At 37.1% G+C, this 17,031-nt stretch carries 15 protein-coding genes; 13 read left to right on the top strand and 2 right to left on the bottom strand.

Annotated features, from left to right (window positions below):
* Positions 1 to 118: 118 nt before the first annotated feature.
* Complete coding sequence (locus F8162_RS09495) at positions 119 to 1,276, bottom strand: RNA-guided endonuclease InsQ/TnpB family protein (RefSeq protein WP_151632680.1); 1,158 nt, start codon at positions 1,274 to 1,276, stop codon at positions 119 to 121.
* A 6-nt stretch (positions 1,277 to 1,282) separates the two neighbouring features.
* On the bottom strand, positions 1,283 to 1,459 hold the full coding sequence (locus tag F8162_RS09490; RefSeq protein ID WP_225990156.1) for a MerR family transcriptional regulator: 177 nt from the start codon (positions 1,457 to 1,459) through the stop codon (positions 1,283 to 1,285).
* Between the two features lie 110 nt (positions 1,460 to 1,569).
* Between F8162_RS09490 and F8162_RS09485 the strand changes: the two genes are divergently transcribed.
* The 13 genes from F8162_RS09485 to prkC all read left to right on the top strand — a co-directional run bounded on the left by F8162_RS09485 (position 1,570) and on the right by prkC (position 16,838).
* On the top strand, positions 1,570 to 4,293 hold the full coding sequence (locus F8162_RS09485) for a calcium-translocating P-type ATPase, SERCA-type (protein WP_151632678.1): 2,724 nt from the start codon (positions 1,570 to 1,572) through the stop codon (positions 4,291 to 4,293).
* A gap of 99 nt (positions 4,294 to 4,392) precedes the next feature.
* On the top strand, positions 4,393 to 5,268 hold the full coding sequence (locus F8162_RS09480; protein ID WP_151632676.1) for a YicC/YloC family endoribonuclease: 876 nt from the start codon (positions 4,393 to 4,395) through the stop codon (positions 5,266 to 5,268).
* Positions 5,269 to 5,335: 67 nt separating this feature from the next.
* Entirely contained in the window at positions 5,336 to 5,599 is a 264-nt protein-coding gene (remA, locus tag F8162_RS09475) for an extracellular matrix/biofilm regulator RemA (RefSeq protein WP_001251458.1), read from the top strand.
* Between the two features lie 13 nt (positions 5,600 to 5,612).
* Positions 5,613 to 6,230: a guanylate kinase gene (gmk, locus tag F8162_RS09470; RefSeq protein ID WP_151632674.1), complete on the top strand. Its 618-nt coding sequence runs from the start codon at positions 5,613 to 5,615 to the stop codon at positions 6,228 to 6,230.
* 2 nt (positions 6,231 to 6,232) lie between these two features.
* A complete protein-coding gene (rpoZ, locus tag F8162_RS09465) occupies positions 6,233 to 6,445 on the top strand; it encodes a DNA-directed RNA polymerase subunit omega (RefSeq protein WP_000933964.1) in 213 nt (70 codons plus the stop codon).
* A 172-nt stretch (positions 6,446 to 6,617) separates the two neighbouring features.
* Positions 6,618 to 7,823, top strand: a complete 1,206-nt coding sequence (gene coaBC / locus F8162_RS09460; RefSeq protein ID WP_151632672.1) for a bifunctional phosphopantothenoylcysteine decarboxylase/phosphopantothenate--cysteine ligase CoaBC — start codon at positions 6,618 to 6,620, stop codon at positions 7,821 to 7,823.
* Positions 7,820 to 10,225, top strand: coding sequence for a primosomal protein N' (gene priA / locus F8162_RS09455; RefSeq protein ID WP_151632670.1), 2,406 nt, complete (start codon positions 7,820 to 7,822; stop codon positions 10,223 to 10,225). The genes coaBC and priA overlap by 4 nt, the downstream gene beginning before the upstream one ends.
* Positions 10,226 to 10,236: 11 nt before the next feature.
* The gene (gene def / locus F8162_RS09450; RefSeq protein ID WP_151632668.1) at positions 10,237 to 10,707 is read left to right on the top strand and encodes a peptide deformylase; all 471 of its coding nucleotides are present in this window, start codon (positions 10,237 to 10,239) and stop codon (positions 10,705 to 10,707) included.
* 23 nt (positions 10,708 to 10,730) lie between these two features.
* On the top strand, positions 10,731 to 11,675 hold the full coding sequence (fmt, locus tag F8162_RS09445) for a methionyl-tRNA formyltransferase (RefSeq protein ID WP_000598790.1): 945 nt from the start codon (positions 10,731 to 10,733) through the stop codon (positions 11,673 to 11,675).
* The gene (rsmB, locus tag F8162_RS09440; protein WP_151632666.1) at positions 11,672 to 13,006 is read left to right on the top strand and encodes a 16S rRNA (cytosine(967)-C(5))-methyltransferase RsmB; all 1,335 of its coding nucleotides are present in this window, start codon (positions 11,672 to 11,674) and stop codon (positions 13,004 to 13,006) included. Before fmt ends, rsmB begins: the two co-directional genes overlap by 4 nt.
* Positions 13,007 to 13,010: 4 nt before the next feature.
* Positions 13,011 to 14,099 (top strand): 23S rRNA (adenine(2503)-C(2))-methyltransferase RlmN, encoded by a 1,089-nt coding sequence (gene rlmN, locus F8162_RS09435; RefSeq protein ID WP_000450539.1) that lies wholly within the window; start codon positions 13,011 to 13,013, stop codon positions 14,097 to 14,099.
* Positions 14,100 to 14,103: 4 nt separating this feature from the next.
* Positions 14,104 to 14,856, top strand: a complete 753-nt coding sequence (locus F8162_RS09430; protein WP_000648694.1) for a Stp1/IreP family PP2C-type Ser/Thr phosphatase — start codon at positions 14,104 to 14,106, stop codon at positions 14,854 to 14,856.
* Positions 14,857 to 14,864: 8 nt separating this feature from the next.
* Positions 14,865 to 16,838 (top strand): serine/threonine protein kinase PrkC, encoded by a 1,974-nt coding sequence (gene prkC, locus F8162_RS09425; protein WP_151632664.1) that lies wholly within the window; start codon positions 14,865 to 14,867, stop codon positions 16,836 to 16,838.
* The last annotated feature ends 193 nt before the right edge of the window (positions 16,839 to 17,031 follow it).

The raw sequence follows: 17,031 nt of genomic DNA, 5'->3' as shown, positions 1-17,031 counted from the left end.
CTTAGAGTATTCCTGCTTCTACGTGTCCTGTCTCGCCAATTACTCGCTACTACAGTTTGCTGTAACACTCCACAGGCGTAAATTCCGATGTAGCCCACCGTACATATATACAATCTATTTACGTTAGTATTGTATATTCTTTTGTTTGTAAAAGATTGAAAGCTGCGTTCAAATCTCTATCCATTACATTGCCACATTCACATGTATATAACCGGTCAGATAGCTTTAAATCCTCTTTCTTTTGACCGCAACATGAGCACAACTTTGACGATGGATAAAACCGTTCTACTTGACGTAATTCAATTCCATATTCCTCACATTTCGTCAAAAGCCACATTTTAAAAGCATAAAAGGACTGCTTGGCAATTGTTTTAGATAGATGTTTATTCTTCAGCATATCTTTCACATTCAAATCTTCCACTGTAATAAACGTTGGCTTGGTTTTCACCACATTCGTTACAATAGACTTTACATACTCTAGTCGAATATTCGCTAATCGAGCGTGTAGTTTTTGCACTCTAAGAATATTTTTGTTTATATTCGCTCTTTTATTAGTAACAGATTTTTCACCTCTCTTTTTTAGATTTTCATATTTTTGCGCTAAAGAGCGTTGTTCACGTTTTAACCGTTTTTCCATCTTTTTTACTTTTATTGTTTTGTTGATGTTTTCGTGAACGATACCATCGCTACGTGTAGCGAAATCCTTCACCCCTAAATCAATCCCTAGACCTATGTTATTAAGTATTGGTTTTACCCTTACTTCTTCTCTTTCACAAAGTACAGATACAAAATATCTTCCTGCTCTTTGATACACTGTGCCACTTTTTACAGTTGCATTTTTAGGGATATATCCATATTCTTTTAACCTTACCCAACCAATTGTGGGGATTTTTATTCTATGCCTTTCTACTGTCCAATCTGTTTTGTTGTTTTTAGGAAAATAGCACTTCACATCTTGCTTCTTCTTTTTCTTATATCGTGGGAATTTAGATAAACCCTTAAAAAATCGTTTGAAAGCTTTATCTCCATTCATAATCGCTTGTTTTACAGCTTTACTTGATACTCCTTTTATCCACTGGTCACATTCTTTTGTATAGACATTATTCAACCATTTAGAAAAGTCATACCCACTTAGAAACTTTCCTTCGGCTTCATACAGCTCATTGTTTTTAGAGATATACAGGTTGTAAACATATCTACACACACCAATCGTCTGGTTTATTTGGATTATTTGTTCTTTTGTCGGATGGATTTCTATTAGATATGCTCTTTTCATAAATCTTCATCCTCCGGTATTTTCTTCTTGAATCCCCATATAGTCTTTATAATGTTTATCTGTATAATATCTTCTACCTTTAGGGTTTCGGTAAGTAGGCAATACACTCTTGTTATCCCATCTCTGCAAAGTTCTTATAGGCATATTGATTATTTCAGTAAATTCTTTTGGTCTATATTTTATATAACTGTATTTAGCTCCTTTCTAACTAAAAGTTAATTATAGCATTTTTTTGGACGAGGCTGAATAAGCTTTCAATAGAGTATGTCTGGAATCAGGAGGTCGATAGCGGGATGAACTGGTATGGAATGCGCGCACACGAAGTGGAAGAAAGAACGAATACGAATGTGAAGGTTGGACTTACAGAGAAGGAAGCAGAAGGGCGAATAAAAAAATTTGGTACAAATGAATTAGATGAAGCCAAAAGGCCTTCTGCACTGATGGTATTTTTGGCGCAGTTTAAAGATTTTATGGTACTTGTTTTATTTGGTGCAACAATAGTTTCGGCTTTTTTAGGGGAATACATTGATTCTATTGCGATTGTTGCGATTGTTATCATCAATGGTATTCTTGGCTTTTTTCAAGAAAGAAAGGCTGAAAAGTCACTGGAAGCTTTAAAAGAGCTAGCCGCCCCACAAGTTACTGTAATGCGGAATGGAAAGTGGGTAAAAGCACCGTCTAAAGCACTTGTTTTAGGTGATGTCATTAAATTTTCTAGTGGTGATCGTATTGGGGCGGATGTACGTCTTGTTGAGGCATCAAGTTTATATATCGAAGAATCAGCTTTGACAGGAGAGTCAGTACCGGTGCAGAAGAAGATAGAAGCTCTGCAGGGGCAAGATGTTTCAATTGGTGATCAAAAAAACATGGCTTTTATGGGTACGATGATTACACGAGGAGCTGGAACAGGGGTCGTTGTAGCAACTGGTATGAATACAGCGATGGGCCAAATTGCAAATATGTTACAAAATGCAGAGCAAATGGAAACACCACTGCAAAGAAGATTAGAGCAACTCGGGAAAATATTAATTATTGTGGCTCTTATTTTGACAGCGCTTGTCGTATTAGCCGGTGTGTATCAAGGGAATGAAGTGTATCATATGTTTTTAGCAGGAGTGTCACTAGCTGTTGCTGCGATTCCTGAAGGATTACCAGCAATCGTTACAGTAGCTTTATCGCTTGGTGTACAGCGTATGATTAAAAAGAGAGCAATTGTAAGGAAGTTACCAGCGGTAGAAACGTTAGGATGCGCTTCTGTTATATGCTCTGATAAAACAGGAACAATGACGCAAAACAAAATGATGGTAACACATATGTGGTCAGGTGGAGAGTTATGGAAAGTGACGGGTCAAGGGTATGAACCTAATGGCTCTTTTTTGAAAGGTGAAAAAGAATGCGATCCAGCTAAAACAAAAGCATTGTATCAACTACTCACATTTGGTTCACTATGTAATAACGCAAATATTATTCAAAAGAAAAAGGCGTATGTATTAGATGGAGATCCAACTGAGGGAGCACTAGTAGCTGCAGCGATGAAAGCGGGGATAACGCGTGAGGCACTGAAAGGGAAATTTGAAATTATTCGTGAATTTCCATTCGATTCAACTCGAAAAATGATGAGTGTTATTGTGCGAGATAGAGAGGGGAAAAAGTTTCTTGTTACGAAGGGAGCGCCAGATGTCCTCCTGCAAATGAGCCAAACGATTTTATGGGGGGATAAGCAACAACCGATAAGTGAGTTGTATAGAAAAGAAGTACAGGCGGCTATTCATAGTTTAGGTAGTCAAGCGCTTCGAACAATTGCAGTTGCATTTAAGCCATTAAAAGTAACTGATTCTATTGAACATGAAAGAGACGTTGAAAAAGATTTTATGTTGGTCGGGATACAGGGAATGATTGACCCGCCAAGACCAGAGGTAGAACAGGCTGTAAAAGAGTGCAGAGAAGCTGGTATTCGAACAGTGATGATTACAGGAGATCATAAAGTGACAGCAATGGCAATTGCGGAACAGTTAGGGGTTTTACCACCTGGTGGACGTGTTGTTGAAGGGGTAGAACTTGCGAATATGGATGTAGAGGAACTAGAAAGTGTTGTAGAAGATACGTATGTATTTGCTCGAGTATCACCTGAACATAAATTAAAAATTGTTAAGGCGTTGCAAAATAAAGGGCATATAGTAGCGATGACAGGTGACGGAGTAAATGATGCTCCGGCTATAAAAACAGCAGATATTGGGATAGCGATGGGAATTACAGGGACAGACGTTGCGAAAGAAGCTTCTTCTCTTGTTTTGCTAGATGATAATTTTGCTACGATTAAATCAGCAATTAAAGAAGGTAGAAATATATACGAGAATATACGTAAGTTTATTCGTTATTTATTGGCATCGAACGTAGGAGAAATTTTAGTCATGCTATTTGCAATGTTACTTGCATTACCGCTGCCGATGGTTCCTATTCAAATTTTATGGGTGAACTTAGTTACTGACGGTTTACCGGCGATGGCATTAGGATTGGATAAGGCGGAAGGGGACGTGATGAAGAGAACGCCGCGTCATCCGAAAGAAGGGGTATTTGCTAGAGGGCTTGCCTGGAAAATTATAAGTCGTGGCTTTCTAATTGGAGCAGTGACGTTAGTGGCGTTTATTATTGCATATAATCAACATCCAAATGAACTGAAATATGCACAAACTGTGGCGTTTGCGACGTTAGTACTTGCACAACTTATTCATGTATTTGATTGCCGAAGTGAACATTCTATCTTCCACCGTAATCCGTTTGGGAACGTGTATTTAGTAGGAGCGGTTATCATTTCTTTACTGTTAATGTTAGTGGTTATATATTACCCACCGCTACAACCGATCTTTAGTACAATGCCAATACAAGCGAGAGATTGGTTGTTAATTGGTGGTTTGTCATCAATTCCGACCTTCTTACTAGTAGGTTCTTTATTAACAGGAAAAAAGGGGAAGAAGGAAAAGCCAGTATTATATAAGAAGGGATTAAACTTGAAATAGTCAATGATATGAAAATGTGATATAATTTACAGAAGGTAGTAGAGCCTTGTCTCTATTACCTTTTTCATTGAGTTATTTCATGGCTTGGATGTGATAAAAATGATTTGTAGTATGACAGGATTTGGAAGGTCGAAAGTAGAAAATGATACTTTTCAAATTACAGTAGAAATGAAATCGGTGAACCACCGTTTTCTAGAGATGAGTATTCGACTTCCGAAGCAAATGATGGTATTTGAAGACAAAATTCGTAAAATAATTGCAGAACAAGTTCGGCGTGGACGTATAGAAGTGTCTATTAGTATAACGGGTGAAGGGCTTGTTGAAAGAAAATTAAGTGTGAATTGGTCGCTTCTTGAGCAGTACCAATCGATTATGGAAGATATAAAAGGAAAATTTCAATTACAAGATTCTATTACACTTCAGCAATTAATGGCAATGCCAGAAGTAACAGCGATTGAAGAAGTAGAAAATGTAAATGAACAATTTGAGAACAGTTTATATGAGGCTGTTCGCCAAGCTGCTCATATGTTAAAAACGATGAGAGATGGCGAAGGAGAACGATTACATAAAGATATAGCGTATCGTTTACAAGAGATTCACAATTGTGTAAATGCAATTATTCCGCATGCACCAATTGTTACACAAAAATATCGTGAACGATTAGAAAATCGCTTAAAAGAATTACATAATCAAGAACTAGATGAACAAAGATTGTTAACAGAAGTCGCAATCTTTACAGAGCGTTGTGATATTCACGAAGAGTTAGTTCGTTTGCAAAGTCATTTAGAGCAATTTCGTGAAACACTGCAGATTGAAGAGCCTGTTGGAAGGAAAATGGATTTCATCGTCCAAGAGATGCATAGAGAAATTAATACGATTGGTTCTAAGGCAAATGACTTAACAATTTCAAAATATGTTGTAGAAATGAAAAATAACCTTGAAAAAATTCGTGAACAAGTACAAAATATTGAGTAGCTTTCAAAAAATATATAAAGTTATACGTGGTGGAGAAATCGGATAGACTTACTAGGAGGCGCAAACTATGGCCATGCGGTTTTTAAATATTGGATACGGAAATATTGTATCTGCTCATCGAATTATTGCTATTGTAAGTCCGGAGTCAGCTCCTATTAAACGAACAGTACAGGAAGCACGCGAACATAATGCTTTGCTTGATGCTACGTATGGGAGAAAAACAAGGGCGGTTATTGTTATGGATGATGGGCATGTGGTATTAAGTCCAATTCAGCCAGAGACGATTGCACATCGTTTGAATAATAAAGAAGAGTTAAGTGAGGAAGGGTAGGTTTTACATATTTATGAGAAGTAGAAGAGGATTGCTCATCGTTCTTTCAGGACCTTCTGGGGTTGGTAAAGGAACGGTTCGAAAAGAGCTGTTTAGTCATGAGGATACACGTTTTCAGTACTCCATTTCAGTAACGACACGTAAGCCACGTGAAGGTGAAGTAGATGGTGTGGATTATTTCTTTAAAGAGAGAGAAGAATTTGAGGACATGATTCGTAATGAAAAATTACTTGAGTGGGCTGAGTTCGTAGGTAATTATTACGGAACACCGATTGACTATGTTGAAAAAACATTACAAGAAGGAAAAGATGTATTCTTAGAAATTGAAGTGCAAGGAGCAATTCAAGTTAAGAAAGCTTTCCCAGAAGGTGTATTTATTTTCTTAGCACCTCCAAGTTTATCTGAACTAAAGAACCGTATAGTCGGCCGTGGTACAGAAACTGAAGATGTTATTGAAAATCGTTTAACGGTAGCGAAAGAAGAAATCGAAATGATGGACGCTTACGACTATGTTGTAGAAAACGATCAAGTTGAACTAGCTTGTGAAAGAATTAAAGCAATTGTGGTTGGTGAACATTGCCGCCGCGAAAGAGTAGCAAAATATTATAAAGAAATGACGGAGGGTCTATAATTATGTTAAATCCATCAATTGATTCATTATTAACAAAAATCGATTCTAAATATACACTTGTAACAGTAGCTGCAAAACGTGCGCGTGAAATGCAACTTGCTGATAACTGTGTTATCGAGCAACCTGTTTCTCATAAATGTGTAGGTAAATCATTAGAAGAAATCGATGCAGAAGTATTAAAATATGTACCAAGCGAAGACAAAATCATCGATTAAGACATTCTTTTCGACAAACTAAAACATAGACTTTATAATTTTCTATGTAACGGTAACAACCTATTTACAAGTAGGTTGTTATTTTTTTACGATAGGGAAGAAATATTGGTACTGATGAGCTGGGAATTCTGTTTCAGTATTATAAGTTTGAAAAAGAAAGAGGACGAGCCATATGCTAAAAGGGAAAAAGATACTTCTATGTGTAACAGGAGGCATTGCGGTCTTTAAAGCGGCTGCGTTAACTAGTAAATTGACACAAGCTGGTGCTATTGTAAAAGTAATGATGAGTGAGTCGGCAATGAAGTTTGTTACGCCTCTTACATTTCAAGCACTTTCTCGCCATGACGTATATACAGATACATTCGATGAGAAAGACTCAGCTGTTATTGCACATATCGATTTAGCAGATTGGGCAGATGTAGTACTTGTTGCACCTGCTACTGCCAATTGTATTGGGAAGTTAGCTGGTGGTATTGCAGACGATATGATTACAACTACTTTGTTAGCTACTACAGCCCCAGTGTGGATTGCACCTGCTATGAATGTGCATATGTATGAAAACAAAATTGTACAAAAAAATATGATGACGTTAAAAACATTAGGATATACATTTATTGAGCCTGGAGAAGGTTTTTTAGCGTGTGGTTATGTTGCGAAGGGAAGACTAGAAGAACCGGAAGCAATCATTGCACGGTTAGAAGAAGCTTTTTCCGAACAAAAACCATTGCAAGGAAAAAAAATATTAATAACTGCTGGCCCAACTCGTGAAAAGATTGATCCAGTGCGTTTTATGACCAATTTTTCTTCTGGAAAAATGGGATATGCAATTGCGGAAGTTGCAGCGAACTTAGGTGCTGATGTCATACTTGTTTCGGGACCGACAGCATTAAACCCACCATTACATGTAAATACGGTACAAGTGGAATCTGCACAAGATATGTTAGAAGTAGTTCTGCAACAGTATCAAAACGTAGATGTTGTCATTAAAACAGCAGCAGTTGCAGATTATCGCCCGAAATATGTTCATGATAATAAAATGAAAAAGAAAAATGGTGATGCTGTAATCGAACTCGAGAGAACAGTAGATATTTTAAAAACGTTAGGTGAGATGAAGGACAAACAGTTACTTATCGGTTTTGCGGCTGAAACGACAAAGGTAGAGGAATACGCAACAAAAAAATTACGTGAGAAAAATGCGAATATGATTGTTGCGAACGATGTAAAGGCACAAGGAGCTGGATTTGGTACAGATACAAACATTGTAACAATGTATAGAAAAGATGGAGAAGTTATCGAGTTGCCACTTTTAACGAAGAAAGAGGTTGCTCGTGAAATATTAAAGCAAATTGAAATGATGTTAGAAGATGATTGTCTATGAAATTTGCAAGTGTAATTGTTGATGTACCTGCACGTCAGACAGATCGACCATTTGATTATATTATCCCTAAAAAGTGGGAAGATATTGTCCAGACAGGCATGCGTGTAGTAGTTCCATTTGGTCCAAGGAAATTGCAAGGTTTTATTATTGGGATCAAAGATTCGGCTGAAGTAGAAAGTAAGAAGTTAAAGGCAATCCATGAAATATTAGATGTAACACCGGTTATAAACGAGGAGTTATTAAAGCTTGGATATTGGCTTACGAGTGAAACATTATGTTATATGATTTCAGCTTTTCAAGTCATGCTTCCAACAGCGATAAAAGCAACGTATAAAAAGCGTCTACAACTTCGCAAGCAAGAAGAAGTAGCACCTGAACTACTGTTTTTATTTCAGGACAAAGAAGCGATAGATTGGGAAGCGATTGAGACGCAGCCGCATCTATACCGCACGATTCAACAAGAAATTAAAAATGGCACGATTGAAGTTGTTTATCAGGTAAAAGATAAAGTGCAAAAGAAGAAACAAAGAGTCGTTCAACCGGAGTTGTCAGAAGATAAATTGGAATTAGCAGCATTTGAACTGAAAAGTAAAAAACAACAAGATGTACTCTATTATTTTGTGGAAAATTATAAAAGTGTGCCGTTGAAAGTAATAACAGAAGAGTTGCAAATAACAAACGCTCCGATTAAAGCACTTGTTAAAAAGGGGCTAATTTCAGAAAAGTATGTGGAAGTGTACCGAAATCCGTATGACGATGATGATTTTGAACAAACGAAACCATTCCCGCTTACGGAGGAACAAAAGCAAGTTATTGCACCGATTTTATCATCAATTACAAATGAAACTTACAATCCATTTTTACTATATGGTGTTACAGGAAGCGGAAAAACAGAAGTATATTTACAATCTATAGCAGCGGTGCTCGCGAAAGGGAAAGAAGCTATTGTGCTTGTTCCTGAAATTGCACTAACTCCTCAAATGGTAGATCGTTTTAAAGGTAGATTTGGCTCGCAAGTTGCGGTTCTTCATAGTGCGCTGTCTGTTGGAGAAAAATATGATGAATGGCGTAAGATTTTAAGAAAAGAAGTGAAAGTTGTAGTTGGTGCACGTTCAGCTGTATTTGCTCCTTTTGAAAATTTAGGGATTATTATTATTGATGAGGAGCATGAATCGAGCTATAAGCAAGAAGATAATCCGAGGTATCATGCAAGGGATGTAGCTGTGTGGAGGGGGCAATATCATAAATGTCCTATCGTTCTTGGTAGTGCAACACCGACACTTGAATCGTTTGCAAGAGCGAAAAAAGGTGTGTATGAATTACTAACGATGGAAAAACGTATGAATGAACAACCTTTACCGACAGTAGAGATTGTTGATATGCGTGAGGAACTTCGTGACGGGAATCGTTCCATGTTTTCGAAGGCATTGCATGAAAAAATAGCAGATCGATTAGAAAAGAAAGAACAGATGGTGCTCTTCTTAAATAGAAGAGGTCATTCTACATTTGTTATGTGCCGTGATTGCGGGTATGTTGTACAATGTCCGCATTGTGATATCTCGCTGACATATCATAAAATGAACCATCGTTTAAAATGTCATTATTGCAGTCATGAAGAGAATATGCCGACTGCGTGTCCTGCTTGTCAAAGTACATATATTCGTTTCTTTGGTACAGGTACACAAAAGGTAGAAGAAGAAATTACAAAATTATTTCCAGAGGCACGAGTCATTCGAATGGATGTAGATACGACAAGTCGCAAAGGAATGCATGAAAAATTATTAAAGGCGTTCGGAGAAGAAAAAGCAGATATACTACTTGGAACACAAATGATTGCGAAAGGATTAGATTTTCCTAAAGTAACGCTTGTCGGGGTGTTAACTGCAGATACGATGCTTCACTTACCTGATTTTCGAGCGAGTGAAAAGACGTATCAGTTATTGACGCAAGTAAGTGGACGAGCAGGCAGACATGAATTGCCAGGGGAAGTTATAATTCAAACGTATACGCCAGAACATTACAGTATAGAGTTAGCGAAGAACCAACAATATGATGTGTTTTTTGACCAAGAAATGCAAATGAGACGAACAAGACAATACCCACCTTATTACTATGTTGTACTTGTAACAGTATCTCATCCAGAATTATTAAAGGCAGTGCAAGTGACGGAAAAAATTGTCGGTCATTTACGGGCGCACTGCACGCAGCAAACAATGGTGTTAGGACCGGTTGCTTCAGCAATTCCAAGGATAAAAGATAGATATCGTTATCAATGCATGATAAAATACAAACGGGAACCAAACTTAAAGAACGTGCTCAAAATGGTAAATGAACATTATCAAGCAGAAATGCAAAAAGAGCTACAAATCTCAATTGATTTTAATCCAACAATGTTAATGTAGCGGAGGGAAATATGGCAGTTTTAGAAATAGTAAAGCATCCAAATGAAGTGTTAGAAACACCATGCGAAAGAGTAATTAACTTTGATAAAAAGTTAATTAAATTGTTGAAAGATATGCATGAAACAATGTTAATTGCGGACGGGGTCGGTTTAGCTGCGCCTCAAATAGGTGTAAGCTTGCAAGTGGCGGTAGTTGATATCGGTGATGATACGGGGAAAATCGAGTTAATCAATCCATCGATACTAGAAAAACGTGGTGAACAAGTAGGTCCCGAAGGCTGTCTAAGCTTCCCGGGACTTTATGGTGAAGTGGAACGTGCGGAGTATATTAAAGTACGTGCGCAAAATCGCCGAGGTAAAGTATTTTTACTAGAAGCAGAAGGATTTTTAGCACGTGCAATTCAACATGAAATCGATCATTTACACGGTGTGTTATTTACATCGAAAGTGACAAGATATTATGAGGAAAACGAATTAGAATAGGTATTAAAAGGAGCGGTTTTTAAATGATAAAAGTAGTATTTATGGGAACACCGGACTTTTCAGTGCCGGTGCTTCGTCGTCTTATCGAAGATGGCTATGATGTAATAGGTGTTGTGACGCAGCCCGATCGTCCGGTAGGTAGAAAAAAAGTATTAACACCTACACCTGTTAAAGTTGAAGCAGAAAAACATGGTATTCCAGTGTTACAGCCGTTAAGAATTCGTGAAAAAGACGAATATGAAAAAGTATTGGCATTAGAGCCAGATTTAATTGTAACAGCTGCGTTCGGTCAGATTGTACCAAATGAAATTTTAGAGGCACCGAAGTATGGATGTATTAACGTCCACGCCTCTTTACTTCCTGAACTTCGTGGTGGTGCACCGATTCATTATGCAATTATGGAAGGTAAAGAAAAAACAGGTATTACAATTATGTATATGGTAGAGAAATTGGATGCTGGTGATATCTTAACGCAAGTAGAAGTGGAAATTGAAGAACGTGAAACGACAGGCTCGTTATTTGATAAGTTAAGCGAAGCAGGGGCACATCTTTTATCTAAAACAGTACCTTTACTAATTCAAGGTAAGTTAGAACCAATTAAACAAAATGAAGAAGAAGTAACGTTTGCATATAATATAAAACGTGAGCAAGAGAAAATTGATTGGACAAAAACAGGTGAAGAAGTATACAATCACATTCGCGGATTGAATCCATGGCCAGTTGCTTATACAACTTTAGCAGGACAGGTTGTTAAAGTATGGTGGGGAGAAAAAGTACCTGTAACGAAATCAGCTGAAGCAGGTACGATTGTTGCGATCGAAGAAGATGGTTTTGTTGTAGCAACAGGGAATGAGACAGGTGTTAAAATCACTGAATTGCAACCCTCTGGTAAAAAACGTATGAGTTGTTCGCAATTTTTACGTGGCACAAAACCTGAAATTGGAACGAAGTTAGGAGAAAATGCATGAGACAAAATGTTCGTGAGTTAGCTCTTGATGGCTTAATTCAAGTAGAAAAAAGTGGTGCATACAGTAACTTACTTTTAAATAATCTAATTGAAAAAAATGCAATTGATAGAAAAGATATTGGTTTGTTAACTGAAATTGTATATGGAACGATTCAACGTCGTGACACATTAGATTATTATTTACAGCCTTTTTTAAAAAAGAAGGTTGAGGCGTGGGTAAGAGTATTACTTCGCTTATCTTTATATCAAATGATTTATTTAGATCGAGTGCCCGAAAGAGCGGCTATTCATGAAGCAGTTGAGATTGCAAAGCGTCGCGGGCATAAAGGGATTGCCGGTATGGTAAACGGGGTATTACGTTCGATTCAAAGAGAAGGTGTACCTTCTGTAGATGAAATCAAAGATCCGGTAGAACGTTTGGCAATTGCAACAAGTCATCCAATGTGGCTTGTTCAAGACTGGGCTTCTGAATATGGTTTAGAGACAGCAGAGAAAATGTGTGAAGTGAACATGTTACCCCCAGTACCAACAGCGCGTGTAAATGTTGATAAAATAACAGTAGACGAAGCAATTGAGTTGTTGGCTAGTGAAGGTATAGAAGCGAAGCGCGGCGATTTATCAGAGGATGCAATCCAAATTGAAAGAGGAAATGTAGCGCATACAGATGCGTTCAAAAAAGGTTTTCTTTCTATTCAAGATGAAAGTTCTATGCTTGTAGCACGCGCTTTAGAACCGAATGAGGGAGATGTAGTTCTTGATAGTTGTGCTGCTCCGGGCGGAAAAACAACGCACATTGCAGAGCGATTAAAAGGAACAGGTCAAGTTATGTCTCTTGATTTACATGCACACAAAGTACGTTTAATTAAACAACAAGCAGAGCGACTGGGTCTAGAAAATGTCGAAACAAAAGCACTAGATGCTAGAAAAGTGCAAGAACACTTTGCGAATGAAACATTTGATAAAATATTAGTAGATGCACCATGTTCTGGATTTGGTGTGATTAGACGTAAACCTGATATTAAGTTAGGTAAAAATAAAGGCGATAGTGAAAGATTATCGACGATTCAACTTGCAATACTAGAAAAAATAGCACCGTTATTAAAACAAGGTGGTCGCCTTGTTTATAGTACGTGCACAATAGAAAAAATAGAAAATGAACAAGTAATAGAGCAATTTTTACAAGAGCATCCTGAATTTGAATGGGATACTACGATAAAAGGTCGCATGCCAGAAAAGTTAAATCCGTATATTGATGAAGGTCAAGTACGAATTTTACCGCATTATTTTGCAACAGATGGCTTTTATATTGCTTGTTTAAGGAAGAAGGTGTAGCATCGTGGAAACGACTGTGAGAAAACAAAAGAAAAATCTAGAAACGAAGAAACCATCAATTTATTCTTTACAACTTCATGAAATGCAAGATTGGTTAAAGGAACAAGGAGAACCTAAATTCCGTGCAGGACAAATCTTTGATTGGCTATATAAAAAACGTGTAAAAAATTATGACGACATGTCGAATCTTTCTAAAGGATTACGCGATAAATTGTCGAATTCCTTTGATATTACTACTTTAAATACATTAGTAAAACAAACATCTTCTGATGGAACAATTAAATTCTTATTCCAATTATATGATGGTTATTCTATTGAAACAGTGTTAATGCGACATGAATATGGAAATTCTATTTGTGTAACAACACAGGTCGGATGCCGTATTGGTTGTACGTTCTGTGCATCTACACTTGGTGGGTTAAAACGAAACTTAGAGGCTGGAGAGATTGTAGCGCAAGTAGTAGAAGTGCAACGTGCACTTGATGAAACAGAAGAACGTGTAAGTTCGCTTGTTGTTATGGGAATTGGAGAGCCGTTTGATAATTACGACAACTTAATGTCATTCTTACGCATTGTAAATCATGAAAAAGGAATTCATATTGGCGCAAGACATATGACAGTTTCAACAAGTGGAATTGTTCCAAAAATTTATAAGTTCGCTGAAGAAGATATGCAAATTAATTTTGCGATTTCATTGCATTCTGCAAATACAGAGTTACGTTCAAAATTAATGCCGATTAACCGTGCTTATAAGCTACCAGACTTAATGGAAGCTGTTAAATACTATGTAAATAGAACAGGGCGTCGTATTACGTTTGAATATGGCTTATTTGGAGGAGAAAATGACCAAGTTGAGCAAGCTGAAGAACTTGCTGCGCTTTTAAAAGGTGTAAAATGTCATGTAAACTTAATTCCGGTAAACTACGTACCTGAACGTGATTATGTACGTACGCCACGTGAACAAATTTTCTTATTTGAAAAAACGTTAAAAGATCGTGGAGTGAATGTAACAATTCGCCGTGAACAAGGTCATGATATTGATGCAGCCTGCGGTCAGTTACGTGCGAAGGAGCGTAAAGAAGAGACGAGGTGACGAGATGAAGGCCGTGTTTCTATCAGATAAAGGAAAAGTTCGTCAACATAATGAAGATAGTGCAGGAGTTTTTCACAATTTAGATGGAAATATTTTAGCGGTAGTAGCAGATGGAATGGGAGGTCATCGAGCTGGTGATGTAGCTAGCTCGATGACCATTCAATTATTCCATGATTATTGGAAGCAAACGCATAATATGAATGAACCAAAAAAAGTAGAAGAGTGGTTACATACGAGTGTTGGGATTATTAATGAGCGTATATACGAGTACTCTAAGCAACATGTAGAATGTAATGGTATGGGAACAACACTAATAATAGCGATTTGTACGCCAAACTTTGTGACAATAGGTCATATAGGAGATAGTCGTTGTTATATGGTATCAGAGGGCGAAATCTCGCTTGTAACGGAAGATCACTCACTTGTAAATGAGCTTGTGAGACATGGTGAAATTTCAAAAGAAGACGCAGAATATCACCCGAAAAAGAATGTTTTGTTAAGGGCATTAGGAACAGAAGAAAAAGTCGGATTAGATGTTAAAACATTGGTGCTTGAGGAAGATGATCAGTTACTTCTTTGCTCTGATGGATTATCTAACAAAGTTTCTATAGCTGATATGCAACAAATTTTACAGTTAAATGAACAGCTTGAAACTAAGGGACAACGTCTCATTCAATTGGCGAATGATCGTGGCGGGGAAGATAATATCACCCTTGTTCTTATTGATTATGCGGGTTCGACAAACGAAAGTAGGTGAAGTGCAACGTGCTGATTGGAAAACGCTTAAATGACCGTTATAAGCTACTGAAAATGATTGGTGGCGGTGGAATGGCCAATGTGTATTTAGCTCATGATGATATACTTGGCCGAGATGTAGCGGTAAAAATACTAAGACTCGACTATTCAAATAACGAAGAGTTTATTAAACGTTTCCATCGAGAAGCGCAGTCTGTTACAACGTTGTCGCATCCAAATATTGTGAATATGTATGATGTCGGAGAAGAAGATGGTATATATTATCTTGTAATGGAGTATGTACCAGGACAAACATTGAAGCAATACATAATTGAGCGAGGCATGTTACCGATAGGAGAAGCTCTTGATATTATGGAGCAGTTAACATCCGCCATGGCACACGCCCATCATTTTGAAATTGTGCACCGCGATATTAAACCGCACAATATTTTAATTCGAGCTGATGGAGTAATAAAAGTAACAGATTTTGGAATTGCGACAGCTACAAGTGCAACAACAATTACACATACAAATTCAGTACTCGGTTCGGTGCATTATTTATCACCAGAACAAGCACGCGGCGGGATAGCAAATAAACAATCAGATATTTATTCCCTAGGGATTGTTATGTTTGAGTTGTTAACAGGAAGACAACCATTTTCTGGCGAATCTGCTGTTGCTATAGCTTTAAAACATTTACAAAGTGAAATTCCGTCTCCGAGAAGATGGAACGAAAATATTCCGCAAAGTGTTGAAAATATTATATTGAAGGCAACTGCGAAAGATCCATTTCATCGATATCAATCTGCCAATGCGATGAAACGAGATATTGAAACTGCGCTTTATCCAGAGAGGATAAATGAGCAGCCATTTTACATACCGGAAGATATGGAAGCGACGAAAGCGATTCCGATTATTCAACAAGAACAATTATTCGAAAATATAACTGATGAAACAATTGTTTTAAAAGGAAGTAAAGTGGATGAACAGAAAAGAAAAGAAGAAGTAGAATTAAATAAGAAGAAAAAACGAAGTAATAAATGGCTCAAAATTTTAATTACAACATTTTTACTTTTAGCGATTGGAATAACGTTAGCGCTTACTGTTATTCCAGGATTCTTTATTCCAAAAGATGTAAAAGTCCCTGATGTGGCTGGTATGAAATATACGACTGCAGTAAATACATTAGTTGAAAAGGGTTTTGAGGTTACGGAACCTAATATCGTATATACAGATGATGTAGAGGTCGGTGGTGTTATAAAAACAGACCCTGTGGCCGGAAGAGTCGTGAAAGAGAACTCTAAAATTACTATCTATCAATCAGGTGGAAAAAAGAAAAATAAGATGAGTGATCTCACAGGAAAAGATTTTGAGAGTATAAGGAATGAATTAGAAGAAAAATATAAACAAGTTACAATAAATTATATTGAAAATGATAGGCCAAAAGGTGAAATCGTTGAGCAAATCCCGACGCCGGATCAAATGGTAGTAGAAGCGGAACAAGAACTGAAAATTTGGGTAAGTAAAGGTCCTTATCAAATTAGACCAGGTGATTTTTCAGGATGGACTGAAAATAGCGTAAATGGTTATTTGAATGAGAGAAAACTAACTCCAGATATAAAACGAGAGTATTCCGATACTGTTGATAAAGGACTTGTAATTTCGCAATCTCCAAAACCAGGAACGCCGTTAAAAGAAGGAGATAAAGTCACGATTATCATTTCAGAGGGTCCTAAGCCGAAAGTAACGAAAACAGTGAAAGTGGATAATATCTCTATTCCTTATGAGTCTTCTATAATAGGTGAGAAAAAACCACAAACGATAGAAATTTATAAAGAAGATATGCAACAAAAAATGGATAGACCAATTGAAACTAGAACAATTTCAGAGTCGGCAACTATTTCTTTAGAATTTGTAATTCAAGAAGGTACAAAAGGACACTATAAAATTGTACGAGATGGTGTAACGATTATCGACAAAGAAGTACCATACCCAACTCAATAATAATGACTTCCATTTTCTTTCTAGAGGAGATGGAATGTATTACTCTTGCCTGTTATGCTGTCTACATATAGTGGACTGTATAACAGGCAAAAATATATGATTCAAAAAGCTATCAAAGTGATACTGTTATAAATAATATTTTAAATTTGATGGTAGATTAAATATATTAACTTGTATATATGACGGGTTTTGA

The sequence above is a fragment of the Bacillus sp. CH140a_4T genome (assembly GCF_008923725.1).
GTDB lineage: Bacteria > Bacillota > Bacilli > Bacillales > Bacillaceae_G > Bacillus_A.
The sequence above is the reverse complement of the archived record's forward strand: the minus strand, read 5'-3'. Positions and strand labels throughout refer to the sequence as shown.